This window comes from Flavobacterium sp. UBA7680 (genome assembly GCF_002482975.1).
Classification (GTDB): Bacteria; Bacteroidota; Bacteroidia; order Flavobacteriales; family Flavobacteriaceae; genus Flavobacterium.
This window is the reverse complement of the sequence record NZ_DLHA01000028.1, coordinates 218,849-240,685: the sequence shown is the minus strand read 5'-3', so window position 1 is coordinate 240,685 and position 21,837 is coordinate 218,849. Positions and strand designations below refer to the sequence as shown.

15 protein-coding genes are annotated in these 21,837 nt (G+C 34.7%); 14 read left to right on the top strand and 1 reads right to left on the bottom strand.

Features of this window, described 5'->3' with window-relative positions; genetic code table 11:
• Positions 1 to 503 (bottom strand): LacI family DNA-binding transcriptional regulator (locus B3C18_RS11590; RefSeq protein ID WP_291146810.1); only part of this gene is annotated, 503 nt, incomplete at its 3' end.
• A gap of 320 nt (positions 504 to 823) precedes the next feature.
• On the opposite strand from B3C18_RS11590, the gene B3C18_RS11585 reads away from it, so the two are divergent.
• From B3C18_RS11585 to B3C18_RS11520, 14 genes are all read left to right on the top strand, one after another.
• Positions 824 to 1,732 carry a sugar phosphate nucleotidyltransferase gene (locus B3C18_RS11585; protein ID WP_291146808.1) on the top strand — a complete coding sequence of 303 codons (909 nt, stop codon included), beginning with the start codon at positions 824 to 826 and terminating at the stop codon, positions 1,730 to 1,732.
• A gap of 1 nt (position 1,733) precedes the next feature.
• Positions 1,734 to 2,837: a phosphotransferase enzyme family protein gene (locus B3C18_RS11580; protein ID WP_291146806.1), complete on the top strand. Its 1,104-nt coding sequence runs from the start codon at positions 1,734 to 1,736 to the stop codon at positions 2,835 to 2,837.
• 5 nt (positions 2,838 to 2,842) lie between these two features.
• A complete protein-coding gene (locus tag B3C18_RS11575; RefSeq protein WP_291146804.1) occupies positions 2,843 to 3,769 on the top strand; it encodes an NAD-dependent epimerase/dehydratase family protein in 927 nt (308 codons plus the stop codon).
• A gap of 225 nt (positions 3,770 to 3,994) precedes the next feature.
• On the top strand, positions 3,995 to 5,368 hold the full coding sequence (locus B3C18_RS11570) for a sugar MFS transporter (RefSeq protein ID WP_291146802.1): 1,374 nt from the start codon (positions 3,995 to 3,997) through the stop codon (positions 5,366 to 5,368).
• Between the two features lie 299 nt (positions 5,369 to 5,667).
• Positions 5,668 to 7,596 (top strand): glucosamine-6-phosphate deaminase, encoded by a 1,929-nt coding sequence (nagB, locus tag B3C18_RS11565; protein WP_291146800.1) that lies wholly within the window; start codon positions 5,668 to 5,670, stop codon positions 7,594 to 7,596.
• A 218-nt stretch (positions 7,597 to 7,814) separates the two neighbouring features.
• Positions 7,815 to 9,197 carry a phosphoglucosamine mutase gene (glmM, locus tag B3C18_RS11560; RefSeq protein ID WP_291146798.1) on the top strand — a complete coding sequence of 461 codons (1,383 nt, stop codon included), beginning with the start codon at positions 7,815 to 7,817 and terminating at the stop codon, positions 9,195 to 9,197.
• A gap of 623 nt (positions 9,198 to 9,820) precedes the next feature.
• Positions 9,821 to 13,069 (top strand): SusC/RagA family TonB-linked outer membrane protein, encoded by a 3,249-nt coding sequence (locus tag B3C18_RS11555; protein ID WP_291146796.1) that lies wholly within the window; start codon positions 9,821 to 9,823, stop codon positions 13,067 to 13,069.
• A 10-nt stretch (positions 13,070 to 13,079) separates the two neighbouring features.
• Positions 13,080 to 14,552 carry a RagB/SusD family nutrient uptake outer membrane protein gene (locus tag B3C18_RS11550; RefSeq protein ID WP_291146794.1) on the top strand — a complete coding sequence of 491 codons (1,473 nt, stop codon included), beginning with the start codon at positions 13,080 to 13,082 and terminating at the stop codon, positions 14,550 to 14,552.
• A gap of 65 nt (positions 14,553 to 14,617) precedes the next feature.
• Positions 14,618 to 15,988 (top strand): DUF4832 domain-containing protein, encoded by a 1,371-nt coding sequence (locus tag B3C18_RS11545; RefSeq protein ID WP_291146792.1) that lies wholly within the window; start codon positions 14,618 to 14,620, stop codon positions 15,986 to 15,988.
• A 26-nt stretch (positions 15,989 to 16,014) separates the two neighbouring features.
• Positions 16,015 to 16,890 carry a PKD domain-containing protein gene (locus tag B3C18_RS11540; protein ID WP_291146790.1) on the top strand — a complete coding sequence of 292 codons (876 nt, stop codon included), beginning with the start codon at positions 16,015 to 16,017 and terminating at the stop codon, positions 16,888 to 16,890.
• A 280-nt stretch (positions 16,891 to 17,170) separates the two neighbouring features.
• The gene (locus tag B3C18_RS11535) at positions 17,171 to 18,268 is read left to right on the top strand and encodes an acyltransferase family protein (protein ID WP_291146788.1); all 1,098 of its coding nucleotides are present in this window, start codon (positions 17,171 to 17,173) and stop codon (positions 18,266 to 18,268) included.
• 58 nt (positions 18,269 to 18,326) lie between these two features.
• Positions 18,327 to 19,697 carry a Gfo/Idh/MocA family protein gene (locus B3C18_RS11530; RefSeq protein WP_256635652.1) on the top strand — a complete coding sequence of 457 codons (1,371 nt, stop codon included), beginning with the start codon at positions 18,327 to 18,329 and terminating at the stop codon, positions 19,695 to 19,697.
• 206 nt (positions 19,698 to 19,903) lie between these two features.
• Entirely contained in the window at positions 19,904 to 20,506 is a 603-nt protein-coding gene (locus B3C18_RS11525) for a TetR/AcrR family transcriptional regulator (RefSeq protein ID WP_291146785.1), read from the top strand.
• Between the two features lie 65 nt (positions 20,507 to 20,571).
• The gene (locus tag B3C18_RS11520; RefSeq protein WP_291146783.1) at positions 20,572 to 21,837 is read left to right on the top strand and encodes a TolC family protein; all 1,266 of its coding nucleotides are present in this window, start codon (positions 20,572 to 20,574) and stop codon (positions 21,835 to 21,837) included.

Below are 21,837 nucleotides of genomic sequence, written 5' to 3'. Positions count from 1 at the left end.
CCAACAAAACTTTTTATCGCACTCGATTTAAGCTGGTTATTAAAAATACTCGAAATAATACCTTTAGAATTATAAGTTTCAATAGCATCAAGAGCTTCCTTATGAAATAACGGCACAAGCAGAACCGCATCTGGAGAAGAATTTAATACGTTTTGATTCGTTTCTACAAAAGAAGCCGTACTCGTAGGATCAAACAGGAAAATTTCCACTTTTACGTTAAAAGATTTAAACTCTTTTTTGGCATCGTTTATACCATCAATACAAGGCTGCCAATACGGATCGTTTGCAGAATCAGGAATAAGGACACAAATCGAGTAAATCTGAGTTTTCTTTAAACTTCGTGCCATTAAATTAGGCTGATAATCAATTCTGTCCAGAACTTCATTCACCTTTTTTAAAGCATCTTCAGATACTTTTCCTCTTTTATGCAAAACACGGTCAACAGTCCCTTTTGAAACTCCTGCAAGTTCTGCAATATCCTTAATTGTATAAATCTTATCCATATAGAAACAAATATATATAAAAATCAAATATGAGAAAATATTAAATTACATGTGTTCGAAAACATTTTTATTGTGTTCGAGCACATTTTAACACTATTTTCTTTTTTTATAAAATATTAATATATACTTTAGCCGAATATTAATCACATTACGCATCATATTAACGATATAATTGTCAGATTAATATTTATTTTTCAATTTATAAGAGAAATTTTCAATATCTAAAAATTGCAAAATAATCGCTTTTTCAGAATCATTTTTAAAAGCCGAAAAACGACCAAAAACCTTAAAAATAATAACCAACTAATAATACTATTTAAATGAGCAAAAGTAAACCTACTCTCGTGATCCTGGCGGCAGGTATTGGAAGTCGATATGGAGGATTAAAACAGTTAGATACATTTACGCCCGAAGGAGATACCATTATGGATTTTTCGATATATGATGCATTGCAGGCAGGTTTTGGAAAATTTGTATTTATTATAAGTAAAAACATTGAAGAAGAGTGTAAAGAAATATTCAATAAGAAATTAGAAGGAAAAGCTGAGGTAGGATATGTTTTTCAGGAAATTGAAAATGTACCGCCGCAATACTTAAATCCCGAAAGAAAAAAACCGTGGGGAACCGGACACGCACTTTTAATGGCAAAAGATGAAGTAACGGAAAATTTCGCCATCATAAACGCAGATGATTTTTACGGTAAAGAAGCTTTTGAAATCATGGCAAAAGCCTTGACAGAATTAGATAAAGAATCATACAACTTTAATATGATGGCGTATCTGCTAAAAAATACCGTTTCAGATCATGGTTTTGTTTCCAGAGGAGAATGTCAGGTTGATGAAAATAATTATTTAACCGATGTTACAGAACGCACACACATCGAAAAAATAGATGGCAAACTGATGCGTAAAGACGATAACGGAGAATTTATTCCAATTGATGAAAATACAATTGTTTCGATGAATTTTTGGGGCTTTACGCCAAAATGTTTTGAGTTTGGAGGCGCACTTTTTGAGCAGTTCCTAAAAGATAATGAACACGATTTAAAAGCCGAATTTTTTATTACATCTGTCGTAAACGAGATTTTAAAATCAGATAATGCGTCTGTCGAAGTACTTCAGTCCAATGCAAAATGGTTTGGAGTAACCTATAAAGAGGATAAAGAAATAGTAAAAAAAGAAATTGAAAAGTTAAGAGCGCAAAAAGTTTATCCAACAAATCTTTGGTAATATGACAGCCGAACAACTAAAATTTATATTCGAACAGTTTGACCATATCGAGGTTTTTAAAACCTTCGAAGAACTGTCTTCCGGTCATATTAATGACACCTATTTACTAACGACTCAAAGTGGTAAACAATTTATTTTGCAGCGTATTAACGAAGGCGTTTTTAAAGATGTGCCGGGATTAATTGCTAATAAAGTAAGCGTTAGTAAACATTTGCAGAAAAAATTAAAAGATCTATCTGAAGCCGAATTAAAGCGCAGGGTTTTAACTTTTATCGGAACAAAAAAAGGCATTTTTTATTATCAGGATAAAGATGGAAATTTCTGGAATGTAATGGTTTATATTGAAGGAAGTCTGACTTTTGAAACTGTAAACAATGAAGAAATTGCATACGAAGGCGGAAAACTTTTCGGAGAATTTTTAAATCTTACCAGTGATTTTGACGCCAGAAAATTGACAGAAGTAATTCCGAATTTCCATAATATGGCATTTCGTTATTCTCAGTTTGATACGGCTTTAAAAGAAGCTTCGGAACAAAGAATTGAGCAGGCAAAAATCTTAATTCAAAATGTTCAGGATTTAAAAGAAGAAATGCATATTCTTCAAAATCTAAAAGACGCTAAAAAAATAAAACTTAGAGTTACGCACAATGATACAAAAATCTCCAACGCACTTTTTGACCAAAACAAAAAAGGACTTTGTGTGATTGATACAGATACCGTTATGCCGGGAATTATTCATTATGATTTTGGAGATGCGATCAGAACAATCTGCAACACAGCGGCCGAAGACGAACAAAATCTCGATTTGGTAAATTTCAATTTAGAGTTTTATAAAGCGTATGTAAAAGGATTTTTGGAGAAAACAAATTCATCGCTTTCGACATTGGAAATAAAATATCTTCCGCTTGGTGCAAAGACAATGACTTTTATAATGGCGCTTCGTTTTTTAACCGATTTTCTAAATGATGATGTGTATTATAAAACAGAATATCCCGAACATAATTTAGATCGTTCAAGAAACCAATTTAAGTTAATTGAAAGCCTTACCGAACAATTCAGAGAAATGGAAGATTATAATTTGAATTTCATTGGATCATTAAAATAAAAAAGATGAAAAAATATGTAATTACCGGAGGTGCCGGTTTTATAGGAAGCCATATTGCCGAACATTTATCCAATCAAGGACACCAAGTTTTGATACTTGATAGTCTTAGAACGGGATTCGAACACAACCTAAACGGATTAAATGTTGAATTTGTAAAAGGCGACATTCGAGACGAAAATTTGGTCAATGAAGTGATAAGCGGAGCAAGCGGTGTTTTTCATTTAGCAGCTTTAGTAAGCGTTCCAGAATCACTTTTGAAAATCAAAGAATGTATCGAAATCAATACCATTGGAACAATAAATATTCTCGAAGCAGCAAAAAATAATACCGATTGTAAAGTTGTATTGTCAACATCGGCAGCCAATTATGGTAACAATCCGGTTTTACCAAAAGTAGAAACGATGTTTCCCGAACCAATGACGCCATATGCAATAACAAAATTAGACGGTGAATATTACTTAAAAATGTATTTAGACCAATATCAGGTTCCAACGGCTTCTTTAAGATATTTCAACGTTTTTGGTCCGCGTCAAAATCCAGAATCGGCTTATGCGGCGGCGGTTCCCATTTTTATCAATAAAGCACTTCAAAACGAACCCATAACTATTTACGGAGACGGTTCGCAGACCAGAGATTTTATTTATGTAAAAGATGTAGTAAAAGCGAATATTCTCGCTTCGCAAAAAGGAAATGAAACGTATAATGTTGCTTTAGGACACAGTACATCGGTTTTAGAACTGGCTGAAAAAATTATAAAAATCACCAATTCTAAATCTCAGATCAAATTTTTAGACGAAAGACCTGGCGATATCAAACATTCAAAAGCCAATCCTGAAAAATTCAATCAGTTAGGTTTTAAACCAGAATATACAATTGATCAGGCATTAGAAGAAACTATTCTTTTTTACCATCAGGAATTAGTCAGCAAATAATTTTTTGACCAAAATATAAGTAACCAATTTATAATGCATGACAATATTTAAACACATAGAAACATAGGTTTAAATGTGTATAAAAAAGAATACCAAAGAAACAAGTTTCCTCACATAGCTATGTTTGTTGATGCAAGTGAAACGCCTTTAAGCGCAACAAAAAACTATGTTCCTATGTGTTAAAATTATAACCAACAAAAGACAAACCAATCAAAAACCAAAAATATGTCACAAATCGATCTTACCTTAAAAAAAGAGCAAAACAGCACTTTGATTCCCATGGTTATTTTAACCTCTTTGTTTTTTATTTTTGGATTCGTAACCTGGTTAAACGGGCCGCTGATTCCATTTTTTAAATTAGCGTGTGAACTAACCGAATCACAATCGTATTTTGTGACGTTTGCCTTTTATATTGCCTATTTTGTAATGGCGATTCCGTCTTCATTTTTAATCGAAAAAGTAGGTTACAAAAATGGAATTTCACTAGGATTAGGCGTGATTGCTGTCGGGGCACTTTTATTTTATCCCGCCGCAGCGTCAAGAACTTTTGGATTTTTCCTCATCGCATTATTTGTAATGGGAACAGGTTTAGCCGTTTTACAGACAGCAGCAAATCCGTATGTAGTGGTGATTGGTCCGCGTGAAAGTGCCGCAGCCAGAATCAGTGTTTTAGGAATTGCAAATAAATTGGCAGGTTTTCTGGCGCCGTTATTATTAACTTCTTTGGTTTTATCCAATATTGGAGATTATTCTGCCGATAAAATTGCCGTTATGACTGCTGTACAAAAAGAAAGTGCTTTAGATGCGTTGGCTTTGCAATTGCAGACGCCGTATATTTATATGGCAGTGATTATGGTGGTTTTAGCTGTTTTGGTAAAATTTTCACCGCTTCCGGAAATCAATTTAGACGATGAAGGGCAAGTAGAACATTTAAGCATTTTCAAACAAATAAAACAAGCGTTCAAGCATCCGCAATTGGTTTTTGGCGTAATTACTTTAATGGTTTACATCGCTGCAGAAGTTTTGGCCGGAGATTCCATTGGCGGATTCGGAAAACAATTGGGAGTTTATGGCGAAAGCGGTTCTTTTTACTTAAAACTAACTTCTTTCACCATGACTTTTATGGTTATCGGCTATATTCTGGGAATTACGTTGATTCCAAAATACGTTTCGCAGGTTTCTGCCTTAAAAGTATCCGGATTTTTAGGACTTATTTTGGTTTCATTAATCGTAATACTTTCTCCTAAAATTATGATTCAGTTACCAGGAATTCCACAATTGCCGTTGATAATTATTCTGGTTGCTTTATTAGGTTTAGCAAATGCACTTTGCTGGCCGGCGATTTGGCCAATGGCGCTTCAGGATTTAGGCGGATACACAAAAATTGGAGGCGCAATTCTAATTATGGGAATTATTGGCGGAGCTGTTTTTCCATTATTTTACGGTCTTCTTGCCGATACAATCAATACCTCAAATACAGCCGAAGGAATCACCCAAACAGCAAAAAGCGGAAATCAATTAGCGTATTTAATATTATTGCCAGCCTATTTAATGATTGTGTTTTTTGCTTTTAAAGGGCATAAATACAGGAAATGGTAAAATCGTAAGTGAGAACTTTGTCAAAGTTTCAAACTTTGACAAAGTTTGTCATTTCGAGGAACGAGAAATCGCACACGTAACTCGACAAAGATTGACGACTTATTTTGCGGAGTTTCTAGTGCGATCTCTCCTTCGTCGAGATGACAAGATTGCGTAGAACTTCAATAAACACAAACATTTCATTTCAACATAAAAAAGCACTCAAACACCCAAATTGAAGTGCTCCAGCTCAACTCATGCCTTTTTTAACCCAAAAGGCATTCAAAAAATTAATCAAAAACATATTAAAAATATCCACAATGTTAAAAAGTAAAATAGACAAAGCAACTGGTTTTGAAAAACGCTTCGAAAACATCAACACCGTTGTTTTTGAAAATTCAGGCGAAGCTTCAAAAGCCGTTGCACAGGAAATTGCAGCTTTAATCCAGTCGAAACAAAAAGAAAACAAACCTTGTATTTTAGGTTTAGCAACAGGTTCTTCTCCAAAAGGATTGTATGCAGAATTGGTAAGACTTCATAAAGAAGAAGGATTGAGTTTTAAAAACGTAATTAGTTTTAACTTGGATGAATATTATCCGATGGAACCAAATTCAATAAACAGTTATGTTCGTTTTATGAAAGAACTGTTGTTTGACCACGTTGATATTTTACCTGAAAACGCGCACGTTCCAGACGGACTTTTAACAAAAGAACAAATTGCAGATTACTGCCACGAATATGAAGCAAAAATCGAAGCTCTTGGCGGAATCGATTTGCAGATTTTGGGAATTGGTGGAAACGGACATATTGGTTTTAATGAATCAGGTTCGCTTCAAAACTCAAAAACAAGATTAGTCGCTTTAGATCATATTACAAGAGTTGCCGCAAGCAAGGATTTCTTCGGATTAAATAATACACCAAGAACAGCAATTACGCTTGGAGTAAAAAAAATCATGGAAGCCAAAAGAGTTATTTTACTGGCTTGGGGAGAAGGAAAAGCAAATATTGTAAAAAGATCTGTTGAAGACGAAGTTACCAACCGAGTTCCGGCTTCTTTTTTACAGGAACATGATGATGCTGTTTTTATTTTAGATAAAGAAGCTTCTTCAAAATTAACGAGAATCAATAAACCTTGGCTGGTAGAAAAAATTGTCTGGACAGATAAATTAACTCGTAAAGCAGTTTTAGGATTGGCACTTGATCTTAAAAAACCAATTTTAATGCTTACCGATGCCGATTATATCGAAAACGGAATGAGTGATTTACTGGCAGATTCTGGTCCTGCATACGACATTAATATTAAAATATTCAATAAACTTCAAAACACAATCACGGGCTGGCCGGGTGGAAAACCAAATGCGGAAGACACCAATCGTCCTGAAAGAGCAGAACCGACAAAAAAACGTGTATTGATTTTTAGTCCGCATCCGGATGATGATATTATCAGTATGGGGGGAACATTTATGCGTCTGCAGGAGCAGGGACATGAAGTTCACGTGGCATACCAAACGTCAGGAAATATCGCTGTTGCGGATGATGAAGCGTTGCGTTTTGCAAGATTCGTGATTGATTACAACGAAAAATTCAACATCAAAAGCGAGGAAGCAGATAACATTTATAAAAAAGCACAAACGTTTTTAGAGAATAAAAAGAACAGTGAAATTGATATTCCCGAAGTAAGATACATCAAAGGATTAATCAGAAAAGGCGAGGCAAGAGCAACAAGTCATTTTGTTGGATTAACCGATGATCAGATTCATTTTATGGAACTTCCGTTTTATGAAACCGGAACTATCGAAAAGAAACCAATCGGACAGGAAGATATTCAATTGACAATGGATTTAATTGAAAAAATCAAACCACACCAAATCTACGCTGCAGGAGATTTAGCAGACCCACACGGTACGCACAAAGTTTGTCTGGATGCGATTTTTGAAGCTGTAAAAGCTTTAAAACCAAAACCATTCATGAATGATTGCTGGTTATGGTTGTACAGAGGAGCTTGGCAGGAATGGGGAATTGACGAAGTTGAAATGGCAGTTCCAATGAGCCCTGATCAGGTTTTAGCAAAACGCCACGGTATCTTCAAACACCAATCTCAAAAAGACGGTGTTGTTTTTCAGGGAACAGATTCAAGAGAGTTCTGGCAGAGAGCCGAAGACCGAAACAGAGAAACCGCACAAGTCTACCAACAAATGGGACTTTCAAGTTATGCAGCAATGGAGGCTTTTGTGAGATGGCACTTTTAAGTTGCTGAGGTTCTAAGATGCTGAGGTACTAAGTTTTGCCACAGATTAAAAGAATTAAAAAGATTTTTAAAACCTGCACTTAAATTACACACTGCTTTTTAAATAAAGCTTTGCGGACTTTGAATTGAAAATTCAACTAAAAACTACTTAGTGAACTTTGCGTAAAAACTTTGCGCGCTTTGCGGTTAATTTTTTTTACAGCACAAATAATACACAAAATGGCATTAATAAAATCAATTTCAGGAATAAGGGGCACAATTGGCGGGGTTGTCAATGAAAATTTGACTCCCGTAAATGCTGTCAAATTTGCTGCAGCTTACGGAATGTGGCTTAAAAGTGAAAACTCAAATCAATCATTAACCGTAATTATAGGGAGAGACGCTAGGATTTCGGGAGAAATGATCAGTAATCTGGTTTCGAATACGCTTACGGGTTTAGGGATTAATGTCGTTGATATTGGTTTATCAACAACGCCAACTGTTGAGGTTGCCGTAACATTGGATAAAGTAGATGGTGGAATCATCATCACAGCAAGTCATAATCCGAAGCAATGGAACGCTTTGAAATTACTAAATCATAAAGGAGAATTTTTGAATGCCGAGGCTGGAGAAAAAATTCTGAAAATCGCCGAAGATGAAAATTTTCTATTTGCAGAAGTCGATGATTTAGGAAAATACGAAAAGAAGGAAGGTTATATCGAAAAACACATTGACGAAGTTTTAAAATTAGCTTTAGTTGATGTTGAAGCGATTAAAAGCGCCAACTTCAAAGTAGTTGTTGATGCGGTTAATTCTACGGGCGGAATTGCGATTCCGAGTTTATTGGAAAAATTAGGAGTAGAATGCATCAAATTATATTGCGAACCAAACGGCCATTTTCCGCATAATCCGGAACCTTTAAAAGAACATTTGACTGATATTTCAGAATTGGTCGTAACGGAAAAAGCAGATTTCGGAATTGTGGTTGATCCTGATGTAGATCGTCTGGCGATTATTTGCGAAGACGGTTCAATGTTTGGCGAAGAATATACTTTGGTCGCCTGCGCCGATTATGTTTTGGGAAAAACAAAAGGCGATACGGTTTCTAATTTATCTTCTTCTAGAGCATTACGAGATATTACTTTAAAGCATGGAGGAAAATATCAGGCAAGTGCGGTTGGCGAAGTAAATGTTGTCGAATTAATGAAAATCACAAATGCCATTATTGGCGGAGAAGGCAACGGCGGAATTATTTATCCGGCATCACATTACGGACGAGATTCATTAGTTGGGACTGCGTTGTTTTTATCGCATTTGGCAAATGAAAAAGTTTCGTGCAAAACGCTTCGAGAAAGTTATCCGGATTATTATATGAGCAAAAGTAAAATTGAGTTAACACCGGAAATTAATGTCGATGAAATTTTGGAAAAAATCACTCAGAAATTCAAAAATGAAAACCCGAATTGTATCGATGGAGTTAAAATAGATTTTGAGGAAGAATGGGTTCATTTGAGAAAATCAAATACAGAACCAATCATTAGAATTTATACTGAAAGTAAGTCACAGAAAAATGCAGATGAATTGGCAGAAAAATTTATCTCGGTCATTAAAAATTTACTGTAAAATAATCGTTCAAAAATCGATCTCAGTTTAAATATAAATTTTATTTTAAATCGAATAAAGTGCTGATTTTAAAATAATAAAAAAATCATTTAACTGCGATTTTTAATTAAATGGATATCAAAATAAATGATTTGGTTTTCGATTGATAATAAAATTTTTTAGACAATTTTTTAAATTCTTACAAGATAAATATTTGAAAATGATAAGAATTTAATAATACTTTTTCTAAAAAATGTGCTCGAAAACACTTTTTTCATGTGCACGAACACATTTTTTTGATTTTGCCATTGTTTATTAAAAAATATTATTTAGTTTAGCCATAGTTAAGTCAAAAAACAGCTTTTTTTCATCCATTTTTTTAAGCTTAAAAATCAATTTTAAAACTCAAAAAAGGACTTCCTAAAAAATAAATAAGCGGCTGATTATTAAAAGAAAAAAAATAAAATAAGAATATCAATTAAGAAAAATAACCAAACGAAAACAAAAACAAAAAACAGACAAAAATTATGAATTCAAAAAAAACATAACCGACCCATTTCGCTTTGTGTTTGAAAAAGCCTTAACCAATTTTTACTCACGCAAAGTTTGCTTTTCACATTAACCATTAAACTAACCAGAATAATATGAAAAAAAGTAACAAGTTACTATACAGTAACTATCAGAAAATAAAATTTAATTTAAAGACATTACTCACGGTCTTATTTCTGATAGTTTCTGTTTTTAAAGTAAGCGCGGTTTCTTCTACAGAAAATGATAAGAAATCAGAAATTATAAATAAAGAGTCAGAAGCAGATATAACAATTAAAGGTACTGTTTTAGATGAATTAGGACAGCCAATGATTGGTGTTACCATTTTGCCGAAAGGATCATCAAGAGGAACAACCACTGATTTTGACGGAAGTTATACAATAGTAGTTCCTGCCGCTACAGAAGCGCTTTTGTTTTCGTATGTAGGTTACGAAACGAAAGAAGTGGCAATTGCCGGACAAACCACAATTAAAGTCTCATTAGTACCATCGTCAAAAAGTTTAAATGAGGTTATTATTGTAGGTTACGGAACTCAAAAGAAGAAAAATGTATTAGGAGCAATGTCTTCTGTAAAAGGAGAAACACTTACTTTATCTTCAGCACCATCAGTTTTAACAGCACTTCAGGGAAAAGTGGCGGGTTTGCAAATTGTACAAAACAGCGCCCAACCAGGTGGTGGATTTAATATCCAGATTCGTGGTGCGGGTTCTATTAATGCAAGCAATGATCCTTTAGTTGTTATTGATGGATTTCCGGTTACAAATTTACAGCAGCCGGGAACAGGAAACCGCTATGATGGCGGTACGCAGAGTATTCTAAACTCATTTAACCCAAATGATATCGAATCTATAGAGGTTTTAAAAGATGCCAGTGCTTCTGCAATTTATGGTGCAAGAGCTGCAAATGGTGTTATTATGATTACGACTAAAAAAGGAAAAGAAGGAGATGTAAGAGTTGATTATTCTGGTTCTTATTCGTATCAAAAATACAATGATAGTTATGAGGTGCTGGATTTGCAGGAATGGATGCAGTTACGAAATGACGCTGCCAGAGAGAACTGGGAATTTATTAATAAAGTATATCCATATTCTCCAAAAACATTGGAAGAAGCAAATGCTGCACCAGTAAATGGAATTCCGTTTAAAAGATTCTACTCTGACGAGCAGATTAGAAATGCCGGAAAAGGAACAGACTGGCTTGGACTAGTGACAAGAGATGGAATGGTTCAGCAAAATAACCTTTCTATACGAGGCGGAACAAAATCGACTAAATATTTTTTATCAGGAAACTTATTCAATCAGGAAGGAATTGTTAAAAATTCAGGATTAAAAAGAAGTACGGTTCATTTTAGCATTGATCAAAAATTAACAGATTATGTCACTTTTGGAATGAACATGACTAAAAGCCGAATCAAAAATCAAAACTCACAATTAGGGGGCGATCAATTTGAAAATTCAGGAATTATAAGATCTGCTATACAGCAAAGTCCCAATATTGCAGCAATTGATGAATTTGGTAATTATCCAATTAACCCGGATAATGCTTTAGAACCAAATCCATACTCATTGTTAACTATTACAGACGAAGGAGTAATAGACAGAACATTGACCAATTTTTATGCAGAAATTAAACCATTAAAAGGTCTTACTGCAAGAGTTCAGGCAGGTTTTGATCAGGGAGAAACAAGCAGAGGTAATTATTTGCCAAGAACGACACTGTATGGGCAATTAGAAAATGGTAAAGCAACTTTCAATACACAAAAAAAGAATGATGATTTATTAGATGTTATATTAACCTATAATACAAAAATTGGAGACGACAACTCTTTTACTTTTATGGCAGGTTATTCTCAGTCAACCTACAGAAATGAAAGAGCATCATTAGGAAACAGTAATTTTATTACAGATGCTTTTTTATGGCATAACATGAATGCGGGAGCAGGAACGAAATTAACGACATCATCAAAAAATGAAGACAGTTATCGTTCGTATTTTTCAAGAGTAAACTACTCTTATAAAGACAAATATCTGTTAACTTCTACCATACGTCGTGACGGAGTAAGTTTCTTTGCAGCAAATAAAAAATATGCTTTGTTTCCATCAATTTCGGTGGGTTGGGATGTGTCGCAAGAATCATTCATGAAAGGTATTACAGATTATGTATCACAACTTAAACTGCGATTTGGTTATGGTTCTGTGGGTAATTCTGCCGGTCTTTCTAAAGGGGCATTTTATGCACAGCCAGCTTATTTAAACTCAGATGAATCAATTTGGACTGGAGTATTTGCCAGCAGATTAGAAAATCCTGATTTGAAATGGGAAACAACTACAGAAAAGAATTTTGGTGTTGATTTTGAATTATTAAACAGAAGAATTTCAGGTTCGGTAGAGGTATATGAAAGAGTAGTTTCTGATTTATTAATGGAAAAACCTATTAATAGTTATCATGAAATCAATACCGTTTGGGCAAATATAGGAAGTACACAAACTAAAGGTGTTGAGGTTACCTTAACTTCAAAAAATATCGATACTCAGGATTTTAAATGGAATACAACTTTTACATATTCACAATATAAAACGAATTGGAAAGAAAGAGCTCCAGACTGGAAACCTTCAGTATATATGAGTTACAACGATCCGGTACGCGCACAATACAGCCAAATTGCAGATGGTATTATGCAGATTGGAGAAGTAGTTCCGGCACAGCCAGATTTATATCCGGGACAAATTAAAATAAAAGATCTTAACGGTTTCGTTAGAGATGCATCAGGAAATCCGGTTACAGATGAAAAAGGAGTGTTTTTAAGAACAGGAGCACCAGACGGAAAAATTGACGAAGCTGATACTGTTTTACTTGGCTCGGCAGATCCTGATTTTTCTGCGGGTTTAAGCAATACAATTATCTGGAAAAACTTTCAATTGAATTTTGTTTTTAATGGAATGTTTGGACGAAAAATTGTAGATCAAACCGATTTTACTTATGGTGTAACTGCAGTAGGAGTAGCACAAAATGGAAGAAATGCATTAAGAAGTGTTTACGACAGATGGACACCGGATAATCCAACAAACACACGTCCGGGTTCACACTTTGGATATACACAATATGGTTCAGGTGATTTCTTTATGCAGAATGCTTCGTTTGTTCGTTTACAAAGCGTATCGCTAAGCTATAATTTTCCGCAAAGATGGTTTGGTAAATACATGCAGGGAGCTGCCATTAGACTTGATGGACAAAACCTTTTTACTATTACAAAATATGATGGTATAGATCCTGAAACAGATGGTTATGCAGCAGCATATCCAAATGTAAAAACATACACAGTAGGAATTGATCTTAAGTTTTAATCAAAAAGACATGAAAAATTTAAAAAATTATACAATAGTTTTACTATTACTAGTTTTCTCAGGATGTAATGAAGATATTGAGTCTATCAATTACGATGAGATTAATCCGAGTATATTTCCTAAATCGGAGGCTGATGTTCAGGCAATAGTAGCTTCTGCCTACTATCCGCTAAGAGGTTCTTACGGAAACGGTATTCATTCTACTTCAGAAAACGGATTAATGTTTATACTTGATGCCACGACAGAAATTCTTCAGGGACCTTACGGCGTACAGCAAGAAGCATCATTACACAGCTACAAAACAAGTTCTACTTCTTTTACAAGATTTTATGATGTGTTCTACAACAAAATAAGCAGTATGACTTTGAGCATTGACAGAATACAAAATGCCAATGTAAACGAACTGGTTAAGAAAAATGCTATTGCCGAAATTAAATGTGCAAGAGGATTATTAGCCTATGAGCTTTTTGATTTATACGGACCGCTTGTTGTAGCACCTCTTGAGATTCTTAAAAGCCCTTTGAACGAAGTGCCTTTGGCCAGACTTTCAAATGCAGAAATGGTAAGCTTTATTGAAAAAGACCTTAAAGAAGCCGCAGCAGATTTAAAAGCTCCGGGCGACACACCATACGGAAGATTCAGCAACGGAATGGCAAGAATGGTCTTAATAAGATTATATCTGCATGAAAAAAGATGGGCAGATGTTGAAGAACAAGCTAATGCAATCATGACAATGAACTACTACGGATTAGACGCAGATTATGTTGGATTATGGGATGTTAAACCTCCTGTAAACAGCAAAGAAGTAATTTGGGCAGTTCCGGCAGATTATGCAGGAACAAGTGAAAACCAATGGCAGTTAATGGTATTGCCTGCTAATTACCCTGAACGCGGAGGTTATGGAACTATTCAAAGTTCATGGAAATTTTATGATTCTTTTGAAGCAACAGATATTCGTAAAACGGCACTTATTGCCGAGTTTACAGGAACAGATGGTGTAACGTACAACAGAGCAAATCCTGCTAATTACATGCAGTTAGGGCCAATTCCGTTAAAAATTCATCCAGATGCCGCCAGAACAACAGCTTTAACAACAGTAGATATTGTGGTATATCGTTATGCAGATGTAATATTATCAAAAGCAGAAGCATTGGTTAACAAAACCGGAACGCCAACACAAGAAGCAATTGACTTGGTAAACATCGTGAGAAAAAGAGCTAAAATCAGTGAAATTCAATTAGTTAATTACAACACACTTGCCAAATTCAATGATATGATTCTTTTAGAAAGATCACACGAATACTGGTGTGAAAACGGACAATATCGTTCGGACTTAATCAGACACGGAAAATATACAGAACATGCTCTTGACTTAAATGGTGCAGCAAGTCAAAGTGCTCCATACAAAGCGTTGTTCCCATTTTCTTTAGACAGAATAAGTGAAGGGAAAGGTAAATTTATTCAGAATCCTGGATATAATTAATTAGAAGACGGATATCACAATTGGTGAAGGAATAAAATAAATCAGATAATTTAATTATACAAAAAATGAAAAATTTACTAATGTTAATCTGCCTTTTTCTTAATGTCGCATCAAGCTGTCAAAGCGATGGAGGTGACAAAAATGAAGGAGGCGAACAAGTAAACGGAGTTGAAAAAGTAACTTACACCGCTTCTAACGAAGTGTTCACAAATCCGGAGCGTGGATTTATGCATACGTGGCAGGTAAATTCAGAAGGCGCAGCAATGACAGCAGCCTCTTTAAATAATCTGAAAAAAGAAAATGTAAGCCTTATTCTGCGTTTGTATTATTTGGAAAAGTTTAAAACTTCGGCTTTAAGCCAGACACAATTAGATCTTATCAAAACCGATTTTACACGTTTAAGAGAATCAGGTTTAAAATGTGTTTTGCGTTTTGCGTATACAGATGCACAAGATGGTTCAGATGCTTCTGTAGCCGTAATCTCTGGACATTTAGATCAGTTGAAACCAATTTTGGAAGAAAACAAAGATGTAATTGCTTTTGTTCAGGCAGGATTTGTTGGAGCTTGGGGAGAATGGTATTATACTACAAACCAGCTTACAACGCCGGCAAACAAAAAACTGATTATAGACAAACTTTTAGCCTCTTTTCCAAAAGAAGTAAAAATTCAGTTAAGAACTCCAAAAATCAAACAAGACTATGTTGCAACTACAATTGCAATGGACGCGAACGTTGGTTACGGAACTTCAAATACAGCTCGTTTAGGTTTTCATAATGATTGTTTTATGGCAAGTGTTGATGATTACGGAACATACATAGATATCACTTCTGAAAAAACATACATAAGCAACGAAGCCCTTTATGTCCCAACAGGAGGAGAAACTTGTCCGCCCGTAGATGTGCCAATCGCAAGTTGCAGCATTGCCGAAAAAGAAATGACAATGTTAAAATGGACGTATTTAAACCTAGATTATTACGGTCCGGTTTTACAGGAATGGAGAAACAATAACTGCTTTACAGATTTTGAAAGAAAACTGGGTTACAGACTTTCATTAGCATCTTCAAGTCTAAAAAAAGAAGCAGCAGTAAATGGAACTTTAGAGTTTCAAGCATTATTGAATAATGGTGGTTTTGCCCCAGTTTACAATCCAAAAAATGCTTATTTAATTTTAAGAGCAGCTTCTGGCGGAACGGTTTATAAGAAAAAATTAAACTTCGATGTTAGAAAAGTAGTGCCAAGAGTAACGTACGATTTAAAAGAATCGGTGAGCTTATCCGGAATTCCGGCAGGAACTTATGAATTGTTATTAAAGATAGAAGACAGTTCAACAAAACTAGTTGACAGACCAGATTATTGTATTCGTTTTGCGAATACAGGAGTATGGGAAGCCGCAACTGGATTCAATAAATTATCACAAACGGTTATCATTAAATAGTTATTAAAACATTTAAATTAAAAACCATGAAAAAAATAAAACTAACCAAATACATAACATTGCTTGTCGCTTTGTTATTGCTAACGGCTTGTTCGAGCGATAATGCTTCATCAGACGATTCGGCAACAAAACCAACCGCAGATTTCTCATTTACAAATGACGGAAGCACGTTTACCTTTACCAATCTTTCCACAAACGGTACAAAGTACAGATGGGATTTTGGAGATTTATATTATACATCTGGCGAAAAAGATCCAGTTTACACCTATAAAATTGGAGGTGAAATCAGAGTTTCATTAACCGTAACTAATGAAAACGGCGAAGAAGCTTTTATCACTAAAACCATAACTGCCCCAAGAATTATAATCATAGATATCAAAATCGACGGAAAATTTACAGATTGGGATGATGTTGCCGTAACAGATCAAAATACATTAGGAAATGGTTCAATCCAGAAAATTAAAATCTGGGCAGGAGGTCCAAATGTAAATGTGTATTTAGAAGGAAACAAAAAAATGCTGATGGAATTGGTTGACATGTACATCAATACCGATGGAAATACCCAAACAGGATTTTTACACAGCAATTGGGCACAAGGTTCTGGAGCCGAATTTTTATTCGAAGGTCCGGTAGTAACCAACGGCTGGGGACAATTTTATAACCACACCGATCCAAACGGAGGCTGGGGCTGGGCAGGAATTGCAGGTTCTGGTGCAAATTTAAAAGCATCATCAATTGTGAGTTTAAACGACACCACAAATGCGATCGAATTCAGTATTCCGAAAACACAGTTAGGAACATTAGGAAGTTCAATAGGTATTGCAATTACAGAAATGAATGGAGGATGGGGATTAGTTGCCAACTTCCCGGAAGCGCCTAAGTTCTCTACATTACAATTGTAGTTTGTCATCGATAGCCGGTCAAAATGTGCCATTTGGCGAAGAGTTTTTTGGAGATTAATTTTTAAGCCAAATGGCATAAGCTATCGAGTAAATATAAATTAGCTCTGTTGAGCACAATTTTTTTAACACATAGAAGCATAGATTTTAAGGCTTGACCAGAGATCTAAATAAAATCAGGATTTTTCGCATAGTCTATGTTTGTTTAAACAAGTGAAACGCCTTTCCCATTAAAAAAAAGCCTATGTTCCTATGTGTTAAAATAATTTTTAAAAAGAAGTAAATGACTAAAACAATTGCCAATAACCGATTAATGTCTGTAGACGTACTGCGAGGATTTGATCTTTTGATGATTATAGTAGCAGACCGATTTTTCTATAATTTGAATACAGCGGCAAATACCAGTTTAACAAAAACGCTGGCCGACCAGTTCGAACATCCGGAATGGATTGGTTTTCATTTGTATGATGTCATAATGCCCTTATTCTTATTTGTTGTAGGCGTTGTAATTCCGTTTTCATTAGGAAAAAGAAGTAAAGAAACGTATTCAGATTTTAAACTATACAGACACATTCTAAAGCGATTTATAGTACTGTTTATATTAGGCTGGATCGTGCAGGGAAATCTTCTCGAATTGAATATTTCAAAGTTTCACATTTTCAGTAATACACTTCAGGCCATTGCCGTTGGATATTTATTTTCCTGTATTGCATATCTGAATTTGTCAAGAAAAGGAAGATACATCTTCTTTGTAATTTGTCTCGTTCTGTATGCCGTATTATTATCAATTCCGAGTTACTTTGGTCACACTTTCGAATTATTACCAGAAAAAAATCTTCCCATATTTATTGATCAGCAGGTTTTTGGACCGTTTTACGATCAAACACAGTATTCTTGGCTTTTAACAGGCTTAGGATTTACAGCCACAACATTATCAGGATTGTTTGCAGGAGAATTGCTCTTATCTTCACTTTCAAGAAAAAAAATAGCACAATATCTTTTCTTAATTGGAGTAACCGCAATTATGCTGTCATTGATAATAGGTATCTGGCATCCCATTATTAAAAAAATATGGACAAGTTCATTTGTAATTTTTTCATCAGGAATCAGCTTTGTTTTATTAGCTTTATTCTATTGGCTTGTCGACGTTCAGGGTTATACAAAATGGGCTTATCCGTTTCGAATAATCGGTTTAAATGCAATCGCCGCTTATGTTGGCTCACATGTTTTTAATTTCTCCTTAATAGCCAAACAAATTTTCTTTGGTTTTGAGCAATTTACAGGAGCTTATTATGACGCATTTTGCGACTTAGCCGGATTCGGAATTCTTTATTTCATACTTTGGTACATGCACAAAAACAAAACCTATATAAAAGTGTAATAAAACAAATTGTTACAAATAAAAACGTTCAAACAAAAATATCACTAAAATAAAAAAAATGAAAAGTTTAAGATTTTTACTAATAGCACTTTTGCTATTCAAAGTCTGCGACACATCGGCGCAGCTTATTAAAACAAAAGCACCAAAAAGAGACAAAGGACAAACCGATGTTTTGCGCTTGGCAACACCGGCAATTCCGCACGTTCGTGTAGCAGTTATTGGTCTGGGAATGCGCGGTACGGGCGCCGTAGGACGTATTCCGCATGTTCCCGGAGTAGAAATTGTAGCCTTATGCGATATGCTCGAAGAAAGAACAAAAGCAGCAAATGATACTTTAGCTAAACTTGGAGCCCCAAAAGCACAGGAATTTTTTGGAGAAGATGCCTGGAAAAAAGTAACAAAATTAGACAACGTTGATTTGGTTTATATTGTAACCGACTGGAAACACCACGCTAATATTGCGGTGCAAGCCATGAAAGACGGAAAACACGTAGCGGTAGAAGTTCCGGGAGCTTTAACCATGAACGAAATCTGGGATATAATCGATACTTCAGAAAAAACACGTAAACACTGCATGATGCTGGAAAACTGTGTGTATGATTTCTTCGAATTGACTACATTAAACATGGCACAACAAGGCGTATTCGGAGAAATTCTTCACGCAGAAGGTTCTTATATTCACGGACTTCAGCCATATTGGGGAAATTACTGGAACAACTGGAGAATGGATTACAACCGTAAACACAGAGGAGATATTTACCCAACACACGGAATGGGCCCGGCTTGTCTAGCATTAAATATTCATAGAGGTGATAAAATGAATTTTCTGGTTTCGATGGATACAAAAGCAGTTGGAAATCCTGCCTTTATAAAAGAAAAAACAGGCGAAGTCGTAACCGATTTTAGAAATGGAGATCACACCATGACGATGATTCGTACCGAAATGGGAAAAACAATCCAGATTCAGCATGATGTTACAAGTCCAAGACCTTACAGCAGAATGTATCAATTATCTGGAACAAAAGGATTTGCTAATAAATATCCGGTAGAAGGTTATGCAATTGATGCCAAAGAAGTTGGAGCAGAAATTTCTAAAAACTATCAAAATCTAAATGCAGAAGAATATGTTTCGGAAGATGTAAAAAAGATTTTAATGGAAAAATATAAAAACCCAATCGTAAAAGATATCGAAGAACTGGCTAAAAAAGTCGGCGGTCATGGCGGAATGGATTTTATTATGGATTACAGAATGTTTTATTGTCTGCAAAAAGGACTTCCGCTTGATATGGATGTTTACGATTTAGCTGAATGGTCTTGTTTAAGTCCGTTAACCGAAATCTCTTTAGATCATAATTCAGCTCCTGTAGAAATCCCGGACTTTACCCGCGGAAGCTGGAAAAAATTAAATACAGTTGAATTTTCGAAATAAACTACAATACTTTTTAGTAAGCATTTAGTTTTTATTGTTAATATTTGTTAGTTATCTAAAATGCCTGTAAATCCCGAATTTACAGGCATTTCTTGTATAAATGCTTCAAAATCTTAGTATTAGTTTAAAAATATTTTTTAATCATTTGATTAAATCTCTTGTTTAATTAAAAATCATTTATATCTTTGCCGAAGATTTACAAAATTATGACCCCAAAAAGCAAAGACGCAAGTACCGAAGAAAAAATAAAAGAAGCAGCAAGAATAGTATTTACACAAAAAGGATATTCTGCCACGCGTACTCGTGATATTGCCGAAGAAGCAGGAATTAATCTGGCACTCTTAAATTATTATTTCAGAAGCAAAGAAAAACTTTTTGAATTGGTAATGTCAGAGAAAGTGGCAAAATTATTTGGTGTAATTGCACCCATAGTGAATGGTGATACAACTTCCATAGAAGAAAAAGTAACGTTGATAGCCGATAATTATATCACGATGTTACTCCAAAATCCGGGTTTGCCATTATTTGTTTTAAGCGAAATAAGAAATAATCCCGAACATTTTGGGAACAAAGTACAAGCCGGAAAATTATTGACAGAATCTATTTTTGTAAAACAATTGAAAGAAAGAAAACCGGATATTAATCCGCTTCATTTTATAATCAATTTATTATCAATGTGTATTTTTCCTTTTATAGCAAAACCGGTTTTAGAATCAGCCGGAGTTATGACACCAAGTCAAATGAATGATTTTGCAGAAGAAAGAAAAACATTGATTATACAATGGTTTAAAGCTATGATGAACTCTTAGCTATTTTTTTGGACTAGATTTAATCAAATGATTAAAACGAATTATTAAAAATTAAAAAGTTGAATATGAAAAGGTTATTAGTAGTTATATTGGTTTTTATACCCGTATTTCATTTTTATGCACAGCAAAACGACAAGTTGTTACGACTGCAGGATTGTTACACATTAGCAGAAGAAAATTATCCGTTATCTAAAAAACGAGATTTAATTGCCAAAAGCGGCGAATTCACGATTGATAATATTGCCAAAGGATATTATCCTAAATTTGACATTTTTGGTCAGGCAACATATCAATCTGATGTTACCAAAATGCCAATAAGTCTTCCAGGTGTTGAGGTTCCCATTTTAAATAAAGATCAATATCGCGCTTACGCAGAAGTAAATCAGCTGCTTTATGACGGAGGAAATTTAAAACAACAGAAAGAAGTTGTAGAAAAACAAACCAAAGTTTCAGAACAACAGCTTCGGGTTGATTTATATGCAGTAAAACAAAAAGTTACGGAACTTTATTTTGGAATTTTAGTTTTTGATGAGCAGCTGCACCAAAATGATTTACTTAAAAACGACATCAATATCGGAATCAAAACCGTTCAGGCACAATTAAATAACGGAACCGCATACAGAAGCAGTTTAGATTTGCTAAAAGCAGAATATCTAAAAGCTGATCAAACCGCAATTGGAATTCGCAATTACAAAAAAGCCTATTTAGATATGCTGGGGCTTTTCATCAATTCAGAATTATCTCCAAACACAAAATTAGAAACGCCTGAAAATATTGTAAATTCAATTGAAATAAATCGTCCTGAATTAGCACTTTTCAGCTACAGAAATGAAAGTCTGGAATTAGGTAAAAAAGCAGTTGATATTGCTAATCTTCCAAAGTTCAATTTCTTCGTGCAGGGCGGTTACGGAAATCCGGGACTGAATATGCTCGAAGTTGGGTGGAAATCCTATTACATTGGCGGAGTACGGCTAAACTGGTCTTTAACGGGACTTTATACAGATAAAAAACAAAAACAAATTATCGACATTAATAAACAGCAGCTCGAAGTCGACAAAGAAGTTTTTCTTTTCAATACCAATCAATCCATAAAACAACAAAGTGCAGAAATAACAAAACTCGAAGAATATCTGGTTTCTGACAATGAAATTATAACACTTAGAAACAATGTTAAAAAAGCAGCTTTGGCACAATTAGACAATGGCGTAATTGATTCCAGCGATTATCTGCGAGAAGTAAACGAAGAAAACGCAGCAACACAAAACAAAATTATTCATGAAACAGATTTGCTTTTGGCAAAATACAGACAAAAATTAATAACCGGTAATTAA